Annotated in this window: 18 protein-coding genes; 10 read left to right on the top strand and 8 right to left on the bottom strand. The window is 73.0% G+C overall.

Annotated features, from left to right (window positions below; genetic code table 11):
- Window positions 1–87 precede the first annotated feature (87 nt).
- From ACI2LW_RS19260 to ACI2LW_RS19250, 3 genes are all read right to left on the bottom strand, one after another.
- Complete coding sequence (locus ACI2LW_RS19260) at window positions 88–906, bottom strand: thioredoxin domain-containing protein (RefSeq protein WP_404732400.1); 819 nt, start codon at window positions 904–906, stop codon at window positions 88–90.
- An 85-nt stretch (window positions 907–991) separates the two neighbouring features.
- Window positions 992–1,693: a hypothetical protein gene (locus ACI2LW_RS19255; protein ID WP_404732399.1), complete on the bottom strand. Its 702-nt coding sequence runs from the start codon at window positions 1,691–1,693 to the stop codon at window positions 992–994.
- Between the two features lie 69 nt (window positions 1,694–1,762).
- Window positions 1,763–3,088, bottom strand: a complete 1,326-nt coding sequence (locus ACI2LW_RS19250; RefSeq protein ID WP_404732398.1) for a DUF2252 domain-containing protein — start codon at window positions 3,086–3,088, stop codon at window positions 1,763–1,765.
- 236 nt (window positions 3,089–3,324) lie between these two features.
- Here ACI2LW_RS19250 and dnaE point away from each other — a divergent pair, with 236 nt between their 5' ends.
- A complete protein-coding gene (dnaE, locus tag ACI2LW_RS19245) occupies window positions 3,325–6,864 on the top strand; it encodes a DNA polymerase III subunit alpha (protein WP_404732397.1) in 3,540 nt (1,179 codons plus the stop codon).
- 99 nt (window positions 6,865–6,963) lie between these two features.
- Here the strand turns inward: dnaE and ACI2LW_RS19240 are convergent, their stop codons facing one another.
- Window positions 6,964–7,137, bottom strand: coding sequence for a hypothetical protein (locus ACI2LW_RS19240; protein WP_404732396.1), 174 nt, complete (start codon window positions 7,135–7,137; stop codon window positions 6,964–6,966).
- Between the two features lie 223 nt (window positions 7,138–7,360).
- Between ACI2LW_RS19240 and ACI2LW_RS19235 the strand changes: the two genes are divergently transcribed.
- From ACI2LW_RS19235 to ACI2LW_RS19220, 4 genes are all read left to right on the top strand, one after another.
- Window positions 7,361–8,578, top strand: a complete 1,218-nt coding sequence (locus ACI2LW_RS19235; RefSeq protein ID WP_404732395.1) for an NYN domain-containing protein — start codon at window positions 7,361–7,363, stop codon at window positions 8,576–8,578.
- A 1,116-nt stretch (window positions 8,579–9,694) separates the two neighbouring features.
- A complete protein-coding gene (locus tag ACI2LW_RS19230) occupies window positions 9,695–10,669 on the top strand; it encodes an ABC transporter ATP-binding protein (protein WP_404732461.1) in 975 nt (324 codons plus the stop codon).
- A gap of 124 nt (window positions 10,670–10,793) precedes the next feature.
- Window positions 10,794–11,615: an ABC transporter permease gene (locus ACI2LW_RS19225; RefSeq protein WP_404732394.1), complete on the top strand. Its 822-nt coding sequence runs from the start codon at window positions 10,794–10,796 to the stop codon at window positions 11,613–11,615.
- Between the two features lie 34 nt (window positions 11,616–11,649).
- Complete coding sequence (locus ACI2LW_RS19220; protein WP_404732393.1) at window positions 11,650–12,375, top strand: AAA family ATPase; 726 nt, start codon at window positions 11,650–11,652, stop codon at window positions 12,373–12,375.
- Between the two features lie 182 nt (window positions 12,376–12,557).
- Here the strand turns inward: ACI2LW_RS19220 and ybaK are convergent, their stop codons facing one another.
- The 4 genes from ybaK to ACI2LW_RS19200 form a co-directional block, all read right to left on the bottom strand.
- Window positions 12,558–13,058 (bottom strand): Cys-tRNA(Pro) deacylase, encoded by a 501-nt coding sequence (ybaK, locus tag ACI2LW_RS19215; RefSeq protein WP_404732392.1) that lies wholly within the window; start codon window positions 13,056–13,058, stop codon window positions 12,558–12,560.
- A 20-nt stretch (window positions 13,059–13,078) separates the two neighbouring features.
- Window positions 13,079–13,819: an LON peptidase substrate-binding domain-containing protein gene (locus ACI2LW_RS19210; protein ID WP_404732391.1), complete on the bottom strand. Its 741-nt coding sequence runs from the start codon at window positions 13,817–13,819 to the stop codon at window positions 13,079–13,081.
- A gap of 11 nt (window positions 13,820–13,830) precedes the next feature.
- Complete coding sequence (locus ACI2LW_RS19205; protein WP_404732390.1) at window positions 13,831–14,883, bottom strand: hypothetical protein; 1,053 nt, start codon at window positions 14,881–14,883, stop codon at window positions 13,831–13,833.
- Between the two features lie 215 nt (window positions 14,884–15,098).
- Window positions 15,099–16,676, bottom strand: a complete 1,578-nt coding sequence (locus tag ACI2LW_RS19200; RefSeq protein ID WP_404732389.1) for an oxidoreductase — start codon at window positions 16,674–16,676, stop codon at window positions 15,099–15,101.
- Window positions 16,677–16,867: 191 nt separating this feature from the next.
- On the opposite strand from ACI2LW_RS19200, the gene hisD reads away from it, so the two are divergent.
- From hisD to hisH, 5 genes are read left to right on the top strand one after another with little or no spacing between them, the layout of a single operon-like run.
- Window positions 16,868–18,193 carry a histidinol dehydrogenase gene (hisD, locus tag ACI2LW_RS19195; protein ID WP_404732388.1) on the top strand — a complete coding sequence of 442 codons (1,326 nt, stop codon included), beginning with the start codon at window positions 16,868–16,870 and terminating at the stop codon, window positions 18,191–18,193.
- Complete coding sequence (locus tag ACI2LW_RS19190) at window positions 18,190–19,305, top strand: histidinol-phosphate transaminase (RefSeq protein WP_404732387.1); 1,116 nt, start codon at window positions 18,190–18,192, stop codon at window positions 19,303–19,305. Before hisD ends, ACI2LW_RS19190 begins: the two co-directional genes overlap by 4 nt.
- Window positions 19,302–19,895: an imidazoleglycerol-phosphate dehydratase HisB gene (gene hisB, locus ACI2LW_RS19185; protein WP_030783530.1), complete on the top strand. Its 594-nt coding sequence runs from the start codon at window positions 19,302–19,304 to the stop codon at window positions 19,893–19,895. The genes ACI2LW_RS19190 and hisB overlap by 4 nt, the downstream gene beginning before the upstream one ends.
- Window positions 19,892–20,056: a hypothetical protein gene (locus ACI2LW_RS19180; protein WP_404732386.1), complete on the top strand. Its 165-nt coding sequence runs from the start codon at window positions 19,892–19,894 to the stop codon at window positions 20,054–20,056. Before hisB ends, ACI2LW_RS19180 begins: the two co-directional genes overlap by 4 nt.
- A complete protein-coding gene (gene hisH, locus ACI2LW_RS19175; protein ID WP_404732385.1) occupies window positions 20,053–20,700 on the top strand; it encodes an imidazole glycerol phosphate synthase subunit HisH in 648 nt (215 codons plus the stop codon). Before ACI2LW_RS19180 ends, hisH begins: the two co-directional genes overlap by 4 nt.

Raw genomic sequence — 20,700 nt, 5'->3', positions numbered from 1 at the left:
GACCGGTACACGCCAGAGCGGGCGAACTCCCAAAAGTTCGCCCGCTCTTCGCGGTCTGTCTCCTCGGGGACGGTTCCCGACGGGGCGTCAGCCCTTGAGGGCGGCCCCGACCACGGAGTTGTACTGCTCCACCGTCATCGGCGGGTTCTTGGTGCCCGGGACGGTGAGGACCTTGCCGTTCATGACGAGGCTGGGGGTGCCGGTCACGCCGTCCTTGTTGTTGTCGAACGTGCCCGACATCGCCATGGCCCAGGCGTCGTAGGTGCCGTTCTTCACGGCCGTCTGGAACTTGGTGTTGTTCTTCAGCGCGGGGACGGTGTCCGCGATCTTGATGAGATACGCGTCGTCCTTGAACTTGTCCTCGGTCTCCTCCGGGTGCCACTTCGCCGAGTACAGGGCGGCCTTGTACTCGACGAACGCCTCGGGGCTCACGTTGAGCGCGGCGCCCAGCGCGCTCATCGCGTTCTTCGAGCCCTCCCCGTTGTCGTGGCCGTCGATGAACGTGCCGCCGACGAACTGGAGCTTGTACTTGCCGCTGTCGATGTCCTTCTTGACCGTGGCGCCGACGGCCTGCTCGAACTGGGCGCAGATCGGGCAGCGCGGGTCCTCGTAGATCTTGAGGGTCTTCGCTGCCGTGCTCTTGCCGAGGACGACCGTGGTGCCGTCCGTGCCCGTGGTGTTCGCCGGGGCGACGACCTTCTGGTCCTTCGCGGCCTCCCAGTGGCCCGGCTTGTTGGCCTGGACGACCGCGTAGCCGATGCCGCCGGCGGCGGCCAGGACGGCGACGACCGAGGCGGCGACGATCAGCTGCCGCCTGGTCTTGGCACGCCGGGCCTCGCGCTCCCGCTCGGCCCGCAGCCGCTCCCGGGCCGCCGTCTTCGCCGTCTGGCTGTTCCGCTTGCTCATGGTGGTGTTCTCCTGTGGGACCCGCACATGCCGTGCGCGGGGTAGGTGTGGGGGACTGCCGTGCTCGGGGACGCCCGTGTGCGGCTCAGACGAGCGCGAGGGCGGCCCGGAGCGGCGGTCCGCGCCGTCCCAGGGAGTGCGTGAGGAGGCGGGCGCGCAGGGGGGTGCGGTGCGGTGCGCGCGGCACCGGGCGGCGGGCCGTGCCCCGGGTGCGGTGGACGGTGACCGCGGCGACCGCGACCAGCAGCGGCCGGAACGTCGTGACCGCCGCCGCGCGCAGCAGCTGGGCCAGCGCCCGCTCGCCGCGGCGCAGCCAGCCGGCCGCGAGCAGGCCCACGCAGACGTGCGCCGCGAGCAGCAGCCAGGCGGTCGCCGGGGTGGAGTGGGCGAGCAGGGCCGCCAGCCGGTCGGTGTCCGTGCCCGTCATCCGGGCCAGCGGCGTGCCCACGTCGGTGCGGTTGCCGCACAGCACGTCCCAGCCGACCGAGCGCAGGGGCCCGGCGACCGGGCCGCCCGCGGGTCCGTAGCACAGGTGCTGGCCGGTGGTGAAGACGGTGTCGGCGGCCAGCTCCAGCGGAACCAGCAGCGCCGCGATCCGCGCGAAGCCGCGCTCGCGTCCGGCCAGCGCGAAGGCGAGGGCGAACACGGCGGCCGCGACGGCGGCCACCGTGTTCAGCGGCAGCGGGGCCCGGGACAGCAGCACGTGCGACGCGGTGCTGAGCGTCACGACCACGGCCGTGAACAGCGCCGCGCGCACGGCTCTGAGCTGGATCCCGGATATGTCCATAGCGAGAGAAGAGTGTGTCACGTGGGCCGGTAAGGGACCCTTAAAGAATCCCTGTGCGCGGCCTTTCCGTCACAGACCCGGAATCCGCCCGTTGCGGAACAGGTCCAGGAAGATCTGGTGGTCGGCGCGGGCGCGGGCGCCGTACTGGTGGGCGAAGTCGACCAGCAGCGGTGCGAAGCCCTCCTCGTCGGCGGCGATCGCCGCGTCGATGGCCCGCTCGGTGGAGAACGGCACCAGGGACTCGCCGGAGGTGTCGTCCGCCGCGGCGTGCATGGTGGCCGTGGCCCGGCCGAGGTCGGCGACGACCTGGGCGATCTCCTCCGGGTCGTCGATGTCGCCCCAGTCCAGGTCGACCGCGTACGGGGAGACCTCGGCGACCAGCTGGCCCGCCCCGTCCAGCTCGGTCCAGCCCAGCCACGGGTCGGCGTGCGCCTGCAGGGCGCGCTGGGAGATCACCGTGCGGTGGCCCTCGTGCTGGAAGTAGTCGCGGATCGCCCGGTCCGTGACGTGCCGGGAGACGGCCGGGGTCTGGGCCTGCTTGATGTAGATCACGACATCGTTCTCCAGGGCGTCGCTGTGCCCCTCCAGCAGGATGTTGTACGACGGCAGCCCGGCCGAGCCGATCCCGATGCCCCGGCGGCCGACGACGTCCTTGACCCGGTAGGAGTCGGGCCGGGCCAGGGAGGTCTCCGGCAGGGTCTCCAGATAGCCGTCGAAGGCCGCCAGCACCTTGTAGCGGGTGGCGGCGTCCAGCTCGATGGAGCCGCCGCCGGGCGCGAAGCGGCGCTCGAAGTCGCGGATCTCGGTCATCGAGTCCAGCAGGGCGAACCGGGTCAGCGAGCGCGCGTCGCGCAGCGCGTCCAGCAGCGGCCCCTGGGCCGTGTCCAGGGTGAAGGGCGGCACCTCGTCGCTCTTGGCCCCGGTGGCCAGGGCGTGGACGCGCTCCCGGTAGGCGGCGGCGTACACCGTCACCAGCCCGGTGATCTGCTCGTCGCTGAGCGCCTTGGCGTACCCCACCAGGGCGATGGAGGCGGCGAAGCGCTTCAGGTCCCAGGTGAAGGGGCCGACGTACGCCTCGTCGAAGTCGTTGACGTTGAAGACCAGGCGGCCGTTGGAGTCCATGTACGTGCCGAAGTTCTCCGCGTGCAGGTCGCCGTGGATCCACACGCGCGAGGTGCGCTCGTCCAGGTACGGCCCGCCGCGCCCACCGGCGTCCAGGTCGTGGTAGAAGAGGCAGGCCGTGCCCCGGTAGAAGGCGAAGGCCGAGGCCGCCATCTTCCGGAACTTCACGCGGAACGCGGCCGGATCGGCGGCCAGGAGCTCGCCGAAGGCGGTGTCGAAGACGGCGAGGATCTCCTCGCCGCGCTGCTCGTCGCTGAGCTGGGGTACCGACATCGCTGGGTGCCTCCTGGTACGGGTGGTACGAGACGTCTGGGACGGATACCGCGCGGTTCCTCCCCGACGCCAACGTCCGGCGGCGCGGCGAAGTGCCCGCGTTTCTCCTCGCACGAAGGTACGCGGCGCGGGCCTCGGAGTGTCAGTGCCGGGGCATAGACTTCGACGCTGTCCCCCGGACTGTCCGCAGCCCGCCGGACCGCCCTGTCCGCCCGTTCTCCCCGGAGGCCGCAGCCGTGTCCAAGCCGCCGTTCACGCACCTGCACGTCCACACCCAGTACTCGCTGCTGGACGGTGCCGCGCGGCTGAAGGACATGTTCCAGGCGTGCAACGAGATGGGCATGACGCACATCGCCATGTCCGACCACGGCAACCTGCACGGGGCGTACGACTTCTTCCACTCGGCGAAGAAGGCCGGAGTCACCCCCATCATCGGCATCGAGGCGTACGTCGCCCCCGAGTCCCGGCGCAACAAGCGCAAGATCCTGTGGGGCCAGCCGCACCAGAAGCGCGACGACGTCTCCGGCTCCGGCGGCTACACCCACAAGACGATGTGGGCGGTGAACAGCACCGGCCTGCACAACCTCTTCCGCCTCTCCTCCGACGCCTACGCCGAGGGCTGGCTGCAGAAGTGGCCCCGGATGGACAAGGAGACCATCGCGCAGTGGTCCGAGGGGATCGTCGCCTCCACCGGCTGCCCCTCCGGCGAGGTGCAGACCCGGCTGCGCCTCGGCCACTTCGACGAGGCCCTCAAGGCCGCCGCCGACTACCAGGACATCTTCGGCAAGGACCGCTACTTCCTGGAGCTGATGGACCACGGCATCGACATCGAGCGCCGGGTCCGCGACGGACTGCTGGAGATCGGAAAGAAGCTCGGCATCCCGCCGCTGGTCACCAACGACTCGCACTACACCTACGCGCACGAGGCGCAGGCGCACGACGCCCTGCTGTGCATCCAGACCGGCAAGAACCTCTCCGACCCGGACCGCTTCAAGTTCGACGGCACCGGGTACTACCTGAAGTCCACCGAGGAGATGTACGCCATCGACTCCTCGGACGCCTGGCAGCAGGGCTGCGCCAACACCCTGCTGATCGCCGAGATGGTCGACACCACGGACATGTTCGTCAAGCGCGACCTCATGCCGAAGTTCGACATCCCCGAGGGATACACCGAGGTCACCTGGTTCCAGGAGGAGGTCCGCCGCGGCATGGAGCGCCGCTACCCGGGCGGCATCCCCGAGGACCGGCAGAAGCAGGCCGACTACGAGATGGACGTCATCATCCAGATGGGGTTCCCGGGCTACTTCCTCGTGGTCGCCGACTTCATCATGTGGGCCAAGAACAACGGCATCGCCGTCGGCCCCGGCCGCGGCTCGGCGGCCGGCTCGATCGTCGCCTACGCCCTGGGCATCACCGACCTCGACCCCATCCCGCACGGCCTGATCTTCGAGCGGTTCCTCAACCCCGAGCGCATCTCCATGCCCGACGTCGACATCGACTTCGACGAGCGCCGGCGCGTCGAGGTCATCCGGTACGTCACGGAGAAGTACGGCGCCGACAAGGTCGCCATGATCGGCACCTACGGCACCATCAAGGCCAAGAACGCGATCAAGGACTCCGCGCGCGTGCTGGGCTACCCGTACGCCATGGGCGACCGGATCACCAAGGCGATGCCCGCCGACGTCCTCGGCAAGGGCATCCCGCTGTCCGGCATCACCGACCCCGAGCACCCCCGCTACTCGGAGGCGGGCGAGGTCCGGGCGATGTACGAGAACGAGCCGGACGTGAAGAAGGTCATCGACACCGCGCGCGGCGTAGAGGGCCTGGTGCGGCAGATGGGCGTGCACGCGGCCGGCGTGATCATGTCCAGTGAGACCATCACCGAGCACGTCCCGGTCTGGGTCAGGCACACCGACGGCGTGACCATCACCCAGTGGGACTACCCGAGCTGCGAGTCGCTCGGCCTGCTGAAGATGGACTTCCTGGGCCTGCGCAACCTGACGATCATGGACGACGCCGTCAAGATGGTGAAGTCCAACAAGGGGATCGACATCGATCTCCTGAGCCTGCCGCTGGACGACCCCACGACCTTCGAACTGCTCCAGCGCGGCGACACCCTCGGCGTCTTCCAGTTCGACGGCGGACCCATGCGCTCCCTGCTGCGCCTGATGAAGCCGGACAACTTCGAGGACATCTCCGCCGTCTCGGCCCTGTACCGGCCGGGCCCGATGGGCATGAACTCCCACACGAACTACGCGCTGCGCAAGAACGGGCAGCAGGAGATCACCCCCATCCACCCGGAGCTGGAGGAGCCGCTCAGGGAGGTCCTGGACGTCACCTACGGCCTGATCGTCTACCAGGAGCAGGTGCAGAAGGCCGCCCAGATCGTCGCCGGCTACACACTCGGCGAGGCCGACGTGCTGCGCCGCGTGATGGGCAAGAAGAAGCCCGAGGAACTGGCGAAGAACTTCACGATCTTCCAGGCGGGCGCCCGCAAGAAGGGCTACAGCGACGAGGCCATCCAGGCCCTGTGGGACGTCCTGGTCCCCTTCGCCGGCTACGCCTTCAACAAGGCCCACTCCGCCGCGTACGGCCTGGTGTCGTACTGGACGGCCTATCTCAAGGCCAACCACCCCGCCGAGTACATGGCTGCCCTGCTGACCTCCGTGAAGGACGACAAGGACAAGTCGGCGGTCTACCTCAACGAGTGCCGCCGCATGGGCATCCGGGTCCTGCCGCCCAACGTCAACGAGTCGGAGTCCAACTTCGCCGCCCAGGGCGACGACGTGATCCTCTTCGGCCTCTCCGCCGTCCGCAACGTCGGCACGAACGTCGTCGAGTCGATCATCAAGTGCCGCAAGGCCAAGGGGAAGTACGTCTCCTTCCCCGACTACCTCGACAAGGTCGAGGCGGTGGTCTGCAACAAGCGCACCACCGAGTCACTGATCAAGGCCGGCGCCTTCGACTCCATGGGCCACACCCGCAAGGGCCTGATGGCGCAGTACGAGCCGATGATCGACAACGTGGTCGCGGTCAAGCGCAAGGAGGCCGAGGGCCAGTTCGACCTGTTCGGCGGGATGGGCGAGGACACCGGCAGCGAGCCGGGCTTCGGGCTGGACGTGGAGTTCTCCCCCGACGAGTGGGACAAGACCTATCTGCTCGCCCAGGAGCGGGAGATGCTCGGTCTGTACGTCTCCGACCACCCGCTCTTCGGCCTGGAGCACGTGCTCTCCGACAAGGCCGACGCCGGCATCGCCCAGCTCACCGGGGGCGAGCACGCCGACGGCGCGGTCGTCACCATCGGCGGCATCATCTCCGGTCTGCAGCGCAAGATGACCAAGCAGGGCAACGCCTGGGCGATCGCCACCGTGGAGGACCTGGCCGGCTCCATCGAGTGCATGTTCTTCCCGGCGACCTATCAGCTGGTGTCCACCCAACTCGTCGAGGACGCCGTGGTGTTCGTCAAGGGCCGCCTGGACAAGCGGGAGGACGTGCCCCGGCTGGTCGCGATGGAGCTGATGGTCCCCGACCTGTCCGCCGCGGGCGCCAACGCGCCGGTGGTGCTGACCATCCCGGCCCTGAAGGTCACCCCGCCCATGGTCAGCCGGCTCGGCGAGATCCTCAGCCACCACAAGGGCGACAGCGAGGTGCGGATCAAGCTCCAGGGGCCGCGCAAGACCACCGTGCTGCGTCTGGACCGGCACCGGGTGAAGCCCGACCCGGCCCTGTTCGGGGATCTGAAGGTGCTGCTGGGCCCGTCCTGCCTGGCCGGCTGAGCGCCGCGCCGGCCCGGACGTCGACGAGGGGCGTGCCCGTACCGCGCGGGTACGCCCCTCGTTCGTGCGCGGGCCTCGGCTACGGCCCGGCGCGCCGCGTCAGTTGTGGCCGAAACGCTTCTGCCGGCCCTTGCGGGCGGCCTCGGCCGGACTCAGCTGGGGGGAGTGGTGTTCGGGCTGGGCCTCCGTCGCGGAGTGCTCCGTCTCCTGCGGGCCGCCTGCGGCCACGGTCGCCTTCTGCCTGCTGCGGTCCTGCTTGCGGTTCTTGGCCATGGTGATCAACCTCCAAGGGGGATCTAGGGGCCAGGGCCGGGATCAGATTCACATAGCCTGATAATGAACGCATGTCGGACAATTACCCTATGTAACAGGGGTGGTCGGGGCGCGGGCCCCCGAAACGCCACGCCGAAGATCGAGTTCGGGCCGTTAACCCCGGCGCGGTCGGGCAGACTCGAAGCAAGCCCGAAGCAAACCTCCCGGAAAGAGGGTGGATCGCGTGGACCGCTGCATCGTCCTGGTGGACGCCGGGTATCTGCTGGGGGCCGCCGCGAGTCTCCTCGCCGGCGAGCCGTCGCGGTCCCGGATCACCGTGGACCACGCCGCCCTCGTCCAGGGGCTGCGCGACCAGGCCGAGTCCGACACGGAGCGGCCGCTGCTGCGCATCTACTGGTTCGACGGAGCGCCCGACCGCGTCCCGCAGCCCGAGCACCGCCGGCTGCGCGTGATGCCCCGGGTCACCGTCCGGCTGGGCGCGCTCACCCGCAGCGACGGCCGATGGGCGCAGAAGGGCGTGGACGCCGCCATGCACGCCGAACTGACCGAACTGGCCCGCAACCGCGCCTGCTCCGACGTCGTGCTGGTCACCGGCGACGGTGATCTGCTGCCCGGCATGATGGCCGCCAAGGAGCACGGCGTCGCCGTCCACCTGTGGGCCGTGCAGGCCGCCGACGGCGACTACAACCAGTCCGAGGACCTGGTCGCCGAGGCCGACGAGCGGCGGGTGCTGGACCGCACCTGGATCACCAAGGCCGTCCGGGCCAAGGAGTTCGGCGGGATCTGCGCGCCACCGCCCGCGCCCCGCCCCGAGATCGCCGCGATCCTCTCCGCGCCCCTGCCCGAGTCCTCCCTCACGGCCGCCGAGCGCACCGCCGAGGAGCGGCCCCACCCCGACGCGGCCGTTACGCGCAACGGCTCCGGCGAACGCGGACCGGCCGCCAAGGGGGTGCCCACCCCCAAGGACCTCGCCGCCCTGGTCGCCCACGGCGCCCAGCCGCCCGTCCAGCACCCGTCCACGGCCACCCTGCGCTGGTCCTCCGACCGCGGCTGGGTGGACCGGCCGGGCGTGCCCGCCGAGCCGCCCGAGATCGCCTCGATGCCGACGCTCGCCCAGCTGACGACGGCCGAGCAGCGGTGGGCGGACCGCGAGGAGGACATCACCACCGTGGGCGGCGACCCGTACGAGGTCGGGCAGGTGTTCGCCCGGCGCTGGGTGGAGCGGCTGGGCGACCAGCCGCACCTGCAGAAGCTGTCCTCGATGTACCCGCGCATCCCGCACCGCATCGACGGCGAGCTGCTGCGCTACGCCGCCCGCTTCGGCCTGCTCGCGCACAAGGACGACCAGATCGACGAACACGACCGTTACGCCATTCGGGCCGGCTTCTGGCGCGAGATCGACATCCGCACGGGCGCGGAACACGCCCCGGCGGACGACTGACCCCACGGGCGGCCCGCCCGCAGGGGGTGGCTGATCGTGCGGGCGGCCCGCCCGCGGTGGGTGGCTGATCGTGCGGGCGGCCCGCCCGCGGGGGGTGGCTGATCGCGGGGGTGGTCTGCCTGCGGTGGGTGGCTGATCGCGGGGGTGGTCTGCCTGCGGTGGGTGGCTGATCGCGGGGGTGGTCTGCCTGCGGGGGGTGGCTGATCGCGGGGGTGGTCTGCCCGCGGGGGGTGGCTGATTGCGGGGGTGGTCTGCCCGCGGGGGGTGGCTGATCGCGCGGGCGGTTTGCCGCCGGGGGCGGCTCACTCCGCGAGCGGCCTGCCGCCGGGGGATGACGCCCCGGGCGGTCGCCGCTTCGGGCGACGACCCCGCGGGGCCGCTTCGGGTGACGACCCCGCGGGGCCGCTTCGGGTGACGACCCCGCGGGGCCGCCTCGGGTGACGAGCCTGCGGGCGGTCCGCCACGGTGGCGAGTGACTTTGCGGGCGGTTCGCCGCCGAGGCGGCTGACTCTGCGGGCGGTTCGCCGCTGGGGATGATGCGTGATGCCCCTGCCGGCGGTCCGCCGCGTGGGGTGACTGGCTGCGCGGGCGGTCCGCTGCCGGGGCGAGTGGCTGCGCGGGCGGTCCGCTGCCTGGGCGAGTGACTACGCGGGCGGTCTGCCGCTGGGGGTGATGACGTCGCGGGCGGTCCGCCGCTTCGGGTGACGAGCCTGTGGGCGGCCCGCCGCGTGGGGCGACTGACTGCGCCGGCAGCCCGTTGCCGGGGCTGATGACACCGCGCGCGGACCGCCGCCGGGAGGACTGACCCCGTGGGCGGTCTGCCGCCGGGGGCGATGGCCTCGCGGGCGGTCTGCCGCCGGGGGCGATGGCCTCGCGGGCCGCCCGGGCCCGGTCGGCGCGACGGCCGCCGGACGGCCCTGGCCGGGGGCGGCGGTCGGTGGTGGTGAGGCGCCGTACCCGCCCGCCTGCCGTCCGGGCGCGCGGCGGCCGGGCGGTGAGTGGAGGCGGGAGTATCGCGACAGGGTGCCCCAAGGGGGAGTAAAGCGCCGGGACCCCTTAGGCTCGTCCCTTGTGAGTACGCGCGCGGCACAGGCACTTCGGCACGGAGACGACGTCGTGTGCGCGGTGCGCGGACTGACCAAGACCTACCCCGCGGTGCGCGGCAGGCGCGGCGCTCCCGGGACACCCGAGGTGCGGGCCACCGACGGCGTCGAGCTCGACGTCCGGCGCGGTGAGATCTTCGGCCTGCTCGGGCCGAACGCCGCCGGCAAGTCCACCCTCGTACGCCAGCTCACCGGGCTGATGCGCCCCGACCGCGGCACCGTCGAGATCCTCGGCCACGACATCGTCGCGCACCCCGAGCGCGCCGCGCGCCTCCTCGCCTACCTCGGCCAGGAGTCCGGCGCCCTGGACGAGCTGACCGTCTCGCTCGCCGCCGAGACCACCGGCCGGCTGCGCGGCCTCGACGTCCGGCGGGCCCGCGCCGAGCGGGACGCCGTCCTCGACGAACTGGGCCTGGCGTCCGTCGCCGGACGCCCGCTGAAGAAGCTCTCCGGCGGCCAGCGGCGCCTCGCCTGCTTCGCCGCCGCGCTGGTCGGCGAGCGGCCCCTGCTGGTGCTGGACGAGCCGACCACCGGCATGGACCCGGTCGCGCGGCGGGCGGTGTGGGCCGCCGTCGACCGCAGGCGCGCCGAGCACGGCACCACGGTCCTGCTGGTCACCCACAACGTCATCGAGGCCGAGACCGTCCTGGACCGGGTCGCCGTCCTCGACCGCGGCCGGGTCATCGCCTGCGACACCCCGGCCGGGCTGAAGGAGCGGGTCTCCGGCGAGGTGCGGGTCGAACTGGTGTGGCGGGACCGGGCGCCGGTGGAGGTGCCCGAGGTGGCCGAGCTGCACGCGCGGGCCGTACGGGCGGGACGCCGCTGGACGCTGCGGCTCGCGCCCGAGGAGGCCCGGGCCGCCGTCGCCACGGTCACCGGCGGCAGCGCCTTCGCCGCCCTGGACGACTTCACCCTCGCCACGCCCAGCCTGGAGGACGTCTACCTGGCGCTGGGCGGGGCGGCACGGCAGGGCCTGGTGAAGACGTGAGCACGGCGGCCCGGGGAACCGTAAGGGACTACACGTGCGCCGGCGGGAACCCGTCCGGCGCGGGGGACACGGCCGCGCTTGTCACGGTGGCCGCGTTCACCGCAGGGAAGAGGAGCAGTTCGACGTGAGTGTCGTACCCGCCGGCGTGCTGCCGGGTGCGCCGGCCGTGCAGGACGGCGAGGCCGGCCGGGCGGCCGAGCTCGGGCCGCGGGCCGCCCTGTGGCCGTCGCTGGCCGCCGTGTACCGGGCGCAGCTCTCCCGGGCGCGGGTGGCGCGCATTCCGCTGCTGTTCGTGGCGACCTTCCAGTCCGTCGGCATCATGGTCATGATGCGCGGGGTGGTCAGCGGGAGCGGCCAGGCCCGCTTCGTGGTGTCCGGCGCCGCGGTGGTGGTCGTCGCCTACGTCGCGCTGAACCTGCTCTCCCAGTACTTCGGGCAGCTCCGCTTCAGCGGCGGGCTCGACCACTACGCGACCCTGCCGGTGCCGCCGGCGGCCGTGGTGCTGGGCGCGGCGGCCGCGTACGCGTCCTTCACGGTGCCGGGCAGCGTGGTGACCGCCGTGTTCGGCTGCCTGCTGTTCGGGCTGCCGCTGGGCAACCTGTGGGTGCTGGTGGCGGTGATCCCGCTCGCCGGCGCGGCGCTCGCCGGGGTCGGCGCGGCCTGCGGGCTGCTCGCCCCGCGTCCGGAACTGGCCACGCTGCTGGGCCAGCTGGGCATGTCGGCGGCGCTGCTGCTGGGCGTGCTGCCGCCGGACCGGATGCCGGGGGCCGTACGGTTCGCGCGCGATCTGCTGCCGTCCACGTACGGGGTGGACGCCTACGCCCGGACCTTCTCCGAGAGGCCCGACTGGACGTTCGTGGCCGGTGACATGGCCGTATGCGCCGCGGTCGGCGTGATCTCGCTGGCCCTGGCCACCTGGGCCTACCGCCGGGCGGCCGTCCGGTGACGCGGCGGGCCGAAGCAACTGGCACGATGACAAGGTGACCGCTCCGTTGACTCCACCTCCGCCGCCGCACCAGCGGCCCTCGCAGCCCTCCCGGTCCTCCGAGCCCTCCGAGTCCTCCGGGCACTCCGAGGCCGCGGGGTCCCCGCAGGCCCGGCACGTGCCGCCCGTCGAGGCCAGGGCCGGGGCGGCCGGCACCGGCTACGCGCAGGGCGGTCCCGGGATGCGGGCCGAGATCCGGGACGCCGCCGTGGTGACGGTGGCCGTGGCGCTCGGCGGGGTGCTCCTGGGGCTGCTGTGGTGCTGGCTGGCGCCGCGGGTGCCGCTGGTCGGGGACGTGTCGGGCAACAGCTGGGTCGTCTACCTCAAGGACACCGAGGGCGAGCAGGCGATCGGCGTCGACGGAACGTTCACGCTGCTCGCCCTGGGCTTCGGGGTGCTCAGCGCGGTCGCCGTCTTCCTCGTGCGGCGCAGCGGGGGCGTGCCCCTGGTGATCGCGCTGTGCGTGGGCGCGCTGCTCGGCTCGCTGCTTGCCTGGCGGCTCGGGGTGTGGCTCGGACCGCAGCAGGACGTGATAGCGCACGCCAAGTCCGTGGGCAAGGGAGTGACGTTTCCGGCGCCGCTCAAGCTCGGGGCCAAGGGCGCGCTGCTCGCCTGGCCGCTGGCCGCCCTCGTCGTCCACCTCGGGGTGACGGCCCTGTTCGGCCCGCGCGACCCCGACCCGTACGGCGAGGAGCCGTACGGCACGCCCCCCGCCTCCTGACCCCCGCCCTCCCTGCGCTGCCCGCGCTCCCCGGGCTCCCCGCACTCCCCGGGCTCCCGGCCCTCTCCGCCTGGGCGGCGGCACCCGGCCCGTACGGCGGGCCGAGGCCGGCCGGACCGGACCCGGCCGGCCCGGACCGGTTCCGTGCGCCGGGCCGGCCGCCCCGCCCATCGTGCGCCCGGTCAGCCCCGCCCGATCGGGGCCAGCACCGCGGAGGTGAGGTCCGCGAGGTCGGTGGGGGAGAGCTCGACCTCCAGCCCGCGGCGGCCCGCCGAGACGCAGATCGTGCTGTGGGCCGTGGCCGAGTCGTCCAGCACCGTGGGCAGCCTCTTGCGCTGGCCGAGGGGGGAGATCCCGCCGCGGACGTAGCCCGTGGTGCGCTCGGCCAGCGTCGGGTCCGCCATCGCCGCGCGCTTGCCGCCGACCGCCGCCGCCAGCGCCTTCAGGTCCAGTGACCCCGCCACCGGTACCACGGCCACCGTCAGCGCGCCGTCGACGTCGGCGACCAGGGTCTTGAACACCCGGTCCGGGGAGACGCCCATCGCCTCGGCCGCCTCCTCGCCGTAGGACGGGTGGGAGGGGTCGTGGTCGTAGGAGTGGACCGTGTAGTCCACCCCCGCGGCCGTGAGGGCCACCGTCGCGGGTGTGCCGCCCGCCTGCTGCTTCTTCGCCTTCTTCGCCATGTACGGAACTCTCAGCACCTTCAGTTGAGGCTCGTCGGACCACGGGTGAGGTCCGACGACGGCAAGGACGGCAGACTGCGGATGATCGCCGTCTCCGAGCGCAGGAGTCTCAGCTCGTCGCGCAGCCGCGAGGAGGTGTCCGGCGCCTGCAGCAGCCGCTGCTTGGCCGGGATGTCCAGCACCATCGCCGCCGCCACCAGGTACGACACCACGCTCGGCTCGTCCGGCAGCTCCGCGCCCGTCGTCAGCGACCGCTCCCTGGCCCCCGCCAGCCGCTTCTGGTACTGGCGGAAGGACCGCAGCACGCCCTCGGCCAGGGCGCCGGCCTCGTCGCCCGGCTCCTCGCCCAGCTCCTGCACCTCCGCCACCAGGAACGGCCCGGAGGCGTCCACCGAGAGCAGCCGCACCCGGGTGGTGCCCGTGGCCAGCACCTCGAAGGTGCCGTCGGCCCGTTCCCGCACGGTCGCCGCGTCCGCCACGCAGCCCACGCCGTGGAACGCCCTGGCCGGGTCGGGGCCGAAGCCCGCCGCCGCGCCGCGCTCGGGCAGCGCCGTCGGATCCGGCATGCCCGGAGCGCTCGGCGCCACCTCGTGGCCGTCGCGGATCGCCACGACGGCGAACCGGCGCGGCTCGTCCTCGGGCGTCTTCAGCAACTCGCGCATCATGGCGCGGTAGCGCTCCTCGAAGACGTTCAGAGGCAGCACCAGCCCCGGGAACAGCACGGAGTTCAGCGGGAAGAGAGGCAGCCGGAGGGTGGTCACGGCGCAAAAGCCTAGTGGTCGCCGGGGCGGACGCGTTCCCGGCGCCCGCCCCGGGCCTTCCCGGACGGCCCCCGCGGCGCCCGCCGCGGCGGCTGCCCCGGGGCAGCCGCCAGCAGGTGTGCGCGCACCCGCAGGAACTGCCCGAGCGGGTCGTCCGACAGCCGGTCCCAGGGGAACGAGGTGGCATACGGGCCGATCAGGCGCACCTGGGCGAGCGCGTCCTCCCGGCGGCCGAGCCGCACCAGCACACACGTGAGCAGGTTGCGGATCTCCGCCGGCCAGGGCACCGCCGCGGGGAAGCGGGCCGAGAACGCGACGGCCCGGTCCGCCGCCGCGTCCAGCCGGGCCCGCGGCACCTCGGGTCCGCAGCCGTCGGTCAGGTAGCCGAAGGCGGCCCGCACGGGCAGCGCCTGGACCGGCGAGCCGGCCGGGGCGTCCTGCGCGGCCAGGTCGGCGAAGTGGAAGCACTCCCGGTGGGAGCCGTGCCAGGAGGACGCCAGGTAGCGCAGGGCCGCCACATGGCAGCCGTAGTGGAGCGGGGCGCGGCGGACGGCCGCCTCCCACAGCTCCTCGAAGTAGCGGTGCCCGGCGCGGGAGCCGCGCGCGTGGTCCAGCGCGATGCGCCAGGGCACCGGGTCCCGGTCGTCGGCGCGCGCGGCGGCCGTGATCAGCGGGCTGACCTCGCGCAGCAGCTCGGCGCGGGCCGGGGAGGGCCAGGCCCGGTCCACCGCGAGCTGGGCGGCCACCAGCAGCGCGTCCGGGTCGTGCGGGGCGGCGGCGCGCCAGTCGGTGAGCCACTCGGAGCGGGAGCGGGCGAACGCGGCCAGCCGGGTCGCGTACCGGTCGCGGTCCTCCCACGCGCGCTGCTCCCGGGTGTCGGCGAGCAGGCCGGCGGCCGGGCCGTAGGCGCCCTGCGCGGCGGCGACGAGCGCCGGGCCGAGCCGTTCGTCGGGCACGTCGAGGAGCACCTCGTCGTCGGCGGGCAGGCCGGCGACCGGGTGGGGGGCGGTTCCGGCCATCCGGGTGGGGCGGATGAAGGGCAGTGCAGCCATGGTGCCGACCATTGAAAGACCGCAGGTCGGGGGTGCGCCAGAGGCTGACCGCAAGCCTTTGAAAGTTGTACGGCGTTCGGTCAAGGTCGAGTAAAAGGTGACCGAGTCAACCACTTCCGGACGACGGGACGGCGACCGGCGGGTGTCCTGCGGACGACACGGGCGCCCGGGCGGGTACGAGGCGGGCGCCCCGTGGGTACGAGGCGGGCGCCCAGCCGCCCCGGTCGCTAGCCGCGACGCAGCAGCCGGGTCGCCCCCGCCGCCACCGTGGTCGCCAGGGTCCAGCCCAGCAGGACCAGCGCCGCCGCGAGCCACTGCCAGCCGCCGCTGAGCCGCCACTGGTTCACCTGGCCGAGGTCGACGACCGGCAGCAGCAGGTCCAGCGCCAGCAGCGCCGGGTTCCACTGGGGATGCGTGTCCGGACTGACCGTGGAATGGCCGGCGTGCGCGAAGGCCAGCGAGCCGGCCGCCCACAGCACCGCCATCCACACCGCGGCCCGCCCCGGCCGGTACCCGTAGGCCACCGCCCAGTCCTGGACGTACCCCCAGAGCCGGGCGGCCGGCGGCAGGGTCTCGCGGCGCCGGCGCTGCTTGGCGAGCAGCACCTCGCGGGCGTCCTCGTCCTCGCCGGCCTCCCGCAGCACCGCCGCCAGCCGCTCGTACGGCTCGGGGTTGTACTCCGCCGTCGCCGCCCTCACCCAGTCCACGCGCTCGGCCAGCGAGAACGGCCCGCGGGGCACCAGGTTCTCGTAGACGAAGCCGCCCATGTGCAGACCGCCCGGACCGGGCCAGCTGCTCGCCCGGTCCACGAGGGTGACGGTCCGCGCACCGGACAGCAGCACCTGGCCGCCGCCGGGCCGCTCCCCGAGGAAGCGCAGCTCCGGCGTCTGCACCCGGCGCAGCGACAGGGCCTGCCCCTCGGCCAGGAGGAACCGGGCGCCCTCCAGGTCCACCGCGTCCCCGAACCGCCCGTCGTCCAGGCGCGCCCCGCCCTGGCACTCGAAGGGCTGCAGCCGCGTCCCGCGCGCCGGGGTCACCCCGCTCACCTGCGATCCGCCCAGGCCCGCCGGGGTGAGGTACAGGGTGCGCTCCACGGTCAGCTGCGGCGCGTTCAGCGCCAGGCGCGCGCCGGGGTTGGCGAGCCTGGCGCCCCGCAGGCTCAGCGAGACACCGATCTTCGCGCTGCGCAGGCTGAACTCGCCGTACGACTCCAGCAGCTCCGCCTGGAGGTCCTGGCCGACCGACATCCCGTCCGCGGCGATCGACCGGCCGGCCCGGTCCCGGTGCACCACGGCCTGGTTGAGCAGCAGGTCCGTGCCGATCCGCGCGTCGGTCAGCCGTATCCCGCCCGGGAAGCGGCAGCGCGGCAGGTGCAGATCGCCCTCGGTGTGCACCCGGGCCGCCTCCAGCCGCGGCACCGCGCAGTCCACCAGCCGCACGGTCGTGAAGCGGGCCTCCGGCAGCAGCACCTCCCGCTCGAACCGGCAGCCCTTCAGCTCCACGTACGGCACCACCGTGCCCCCGGCGAGGTCCAGCGTCCCCGTGATCAGCAGTCCGGCGAGCTTCAGCGAGGAGACACGCCCGGCGAGCGCGGGCGGCCCGTCCAGCAGCAGCCAGCACACCACGCGCGCCCGCACGCTGCGCTCGGGCCCCCACGGACGCCCCCCGTGCGGGTCGTCCACCTGCGCGTCGCCGCTGCGCAGGTCGTACACGCTGCCGTTGCGGAAGGCCTGCCACATTCCCGCCTCGGTGGCGGTGAGGTCGGCGGGCAGGTCCCCGGCGCGCAGGCCGGCCCCCTGGGTCACTTCTCCTCCTTTCCTCCCCAACCGCTCCCCGGTTCACTACGCTTCGTACAACCGTTCATGCCCGCTGCGTGACACCCTGAACACGAAAAGTGAAGAGGATCTTCCGTCCCTGTACGCGCGGTGACCACTTTCCGTATCAGTCACTGATACGGGCCCACGGCGCCGCGCGCCGGTCTGAGAGAATTGGAACCGTGATCTCCCGAATCGATCTGCGCGGCGACGCCCTTCCCGAGGGCCCCGCCCTGCGCGACCTGCTGCCCCGAGCCGACTTCGACGTCGCGGCCGCCCTGGAGAAGGTGCGCCCGATCTGCGAGGCGGTGCATCATCGGGGGGATGCGGCACTGATCGACTTCGCCGAGAGGTTCGACGGCGTGCGCCTGGAGTCGGTGCGGGTGCCGGCCGAGGCGCTCAAGGAGGCGCTGGAGCGGCTCGACCCGGCCGTGCGGGCCGCCCTGGAGGAGTCCGCCCGGCGCGCCCGCCTCGTCCACCGCGAGCAGCGCCGCACCACGCACACCACCCAGGTCGTGCCCGGCGGCACGGTCACCGAGAAGTGGGTGCCGGTCGACCGCGTCGGGCTGTACGCGCCCGGCGGCCGGTCGGTCTACCCGTCCTCCGTGGTCATGAACGTGGTGCCCGCCCAGGAGGCCGGTGTCCCGTCCATCGCGCTGGCCTCCCCGGCCCAGGCCGAGTTCGGCGGGCTGCCGCACCCGACCATCCTCGCCGCCTGCGCCCTGCTCGGCGTCGACGAGGTGTACGCGGCCGGCGGCGCCACCGCCGTGGCGATGTTCGCGCACGGCACCGAGTCCTGCCCGCCCGCCACCATGGTCACCGGCCCCGGCAACATCTGGGTCGCCGCCGCCAAGCGCTACTTCACCGGCAGGATCGGCATCGACGCCGAGGCCGGCCCGACCGAGATCGCCATCCTCGCCGACGCCACCGCCGACCCGGTGCACATCGCCTCCGACCTGATCAGCCAGGCCGAGCACGACCCGCTGGCCGCCGCCGTCCTCGTCACCGACTCCGCCGCACTCGCGGACGCGGTGGAGAAGGAACTGGAGCCCCAGGTCGCCGCCACCAAGCACGTCGAGGACCGGATCCGCCCCGCACTGTCCGGCCGGCAGTCCGCCATCGTGCTGGTCGACGGCCTGGAGGAGGGCCTCAGGGTCGTCGACGCCTACGGCGCCGAGCACCTGGAGATCCAGACCGCCGACGCCGCCGCGGTCGCCGACCGGGTGCGCAACGCCGGCGCGATCTTCGTCGGCCCCTGGGCGCCGGTCTCCCTCGGCGACTACGCGGCCGGCTCCAACCACGTACTGCCGACCGGCGGCTGCGCCTGCCACTCCTCGGGACTGTCCGTCCAGTCCTTCCTGCGCGGCATCCACATCGTGGACTACACCCAGGACGCGCTCGCCGAGGTCGCCCACCACGTGGTGACACTGGCGGAGGCGGAGGACCTGCCCGCGCACGGCGCGGCGGTCAAGGCCAGGTTCGGGTGGAAGGTACCGACGGGCAAGTGAGCTTCGGAATCGACGACCTCCCCGTACGGGACGAGCTGCGCGGCAAGTCCCCCTACGGCGCGCCCCAGCTGGACGTCCCCGTACGGCTGAACACCAACGAGAACCCCTACCCGCTGCCCGAGCCGCTGGTCGAGCGGATCACCGAGCGGGTCCGCGAGGCCGCCCGCTCGCTCAACCGCTACCCCGACCGGGACGCGGTCGAGCTGCGCACCGCACTCGCGCGCTACCTGACCAGGACCGGCGGCCACCGGGTCGGCGTGGAGAACGTCTGGGCGGCCAACGGCTCCAACGAGGTCATCCAGCAGCTGCTGCAGACCTTCGGCGGGCCCGGCCGCACCGCGCTCGGCTTCGAGCCGTCGTACTCCATGCACGCCCTGATCGCGCGCGGCACCGGCACGGGCTGGATCTCCGGCCCGCGCCGCGAGGACTTCACCATCGACCTCGCCGCCGCGCGGGAGGCGATCGCCGGGCACCGCCCCGACGTCGTCTTCGTCACCACCCCCAACAACCCCACCGGCAACGCCGTCACGGCCGAGACGCTCCTCGCGCTGTACGAGGCCGCGCAGGCGGCGAAGCCGTCCATGGTGATCGTCGACGAGGCCTACGTCGAGTTCAGCCACGGCCGCTCGCTGCTGCCCCTGCTCGAGGGCCGGCCGCACCTGGTGGTCTCGCGCACCATGTCCAAGGCGTTCGGCGCCGCCGGACTGCGCCTCGGCTACCTCGCCGCGCACCCGGCCGTCGTCGACGCCGTCCAGCTGGTGCGGCTGCCGTACCACCTGTCGGCCGTCACCCAGGCGACCGCCCTGGCCGCCCTGGAACACACCGACACCCTGCTGAAGTACGTCGAGCAGCTCAAGGCCGAACGGGACCGGCTGGTGGCCGAACTGTGCGCCATCGGCTACGACGTCACCGAGTCGGACGCCAACTTCGTCCAGTTCGGCCGGTTCGCCGACGCCCACGACGCCTGGCGGCGGATCCTGGAGCGGGGCGTCCTGGTCCGGGACACCGGCGTACCGGGATGGCTGCGGGTGACCGCCGGAACACCGGCCGAGAACGACGCGTTCCTCGATGCGGTACGCGATCTCAAGAAGGAACAGGAGCAGAGCGGATGAGCCGCGTCGGGCGCGTGGAGCGCACCACCAAGGAGACCTCGGTCCTGGTCGAGATCGACCTGGACGGAACCGGCAGGACCGACATCGCCACCGGCGTCGGCTTCTACGACCACATGCTCGACCAGCTCGGCCGGCACGGCCTGTTCGACCTGACCGTGAAGACCGACGGCGACCTGCACATCGACTCCCACCACACCATCGAGGACACCGCCCTCGCGCTCGGCGCCGCCTTCAAGCAGGCGCTCGGCGACAAGGTGGGCATCTACCGCTTCGGCAACTGCACGGTCCCGCTGGACGAGTCCCTCGCCCAGGTCACCGTCGACCTCTCCGGCCGCCCCTACCTGGTGCACACCGAGCCGGAGAACATGGCGCCGATGATCGGCGAGTACGACACCACCATGACCCGGCACATCCTGGAGTCCTTCGTCGCCCAGGCCCAGATCGCGCTGCACGTGCACGTGCCCTACGGGCGCAACGCGCACCACATCGTGGAGTGCCAGTTCAAGGCGCTCGCCCGGGCCCTGCGCTACGCAAGCGAGCGCGACCCGCGCGCCGCCGGCATCCTCCCCTCCACGAAGGGCGCCCTGTGAACGGCCTGTCGACCCTGCTGATCGTCGTGGGCCTGTTCCTCGTCGGCGGCATCATCTCCTTCGTCAAGCAGCAGATGCCGCGGAGCCTGATCGTGCTGCTGTCCCTCGGCGCGGCGATGTGCCTGGTCGCGGGCGTGATGCGACTGGAGGTGTGGTCGTGAGCGCGGCAACGGACAAGAAGGTCGTCGTCTTCGACTACGGCTTCGGCAACGTACGGTCCGCCGAGCGGGCGCTCGCCCGCACCGGCGCCCAGGTCGAGATCACCCGCGACTTCGACCGGGCCATGAACGCCGACGGGCTGCTGGTGCCCGGCGTCGGCGCGTTCGCCGCCTGCATGCGGGGCCTGAAGGAGGCCCGCGGCGACTGGGTCATCGACCGCCGGCTGTCCGGCGGGCGCCCGGTGATGGGGATCTGCGTCGGCATGCAGATCCTCTTCGCCCGCGGCATCGAGCACGGCGTCGAGGCCGAGGGCCTGGACGAGTGGCCCGGCACGGTCGAGCCCCTGGAGGCCGACGTGGTCCCCCACATGGGCTGGAACACCGTCCAGGCGCCCGCCGGCTCCGAGCTGTTCGCCGGCCTGGACGCCGACGCCCGCTTCTACTTCGTGCACTCCTACGCCGTCCACGACTGGCAGCTGGAGACGCACAACGCGAGGCTGCACGCGCCCAAGGTGACCTGGTCCACGCACGGCAGGCCGTTCGTGGCCGCCGTGGAGAACGGCGCCCTGTGGGCCACCCAGTTCCACCCCGAGAAGTCCGGCGACGCCGGCGCGCAGCTGCTCACCAACTGGATCGGAACCCTGTAG

This window comes from Streptomyces sp. NPDC004065, assembly GCF_044903565.1.
Lineage (GTDB): Bacteria > Actinomycetota > Actinomycetes > Streptomycetales > Streptomycetaceae > Streptomyces.
This window is presented reverse-complemented; position numbering and strand designations above follow the sequence as displayed.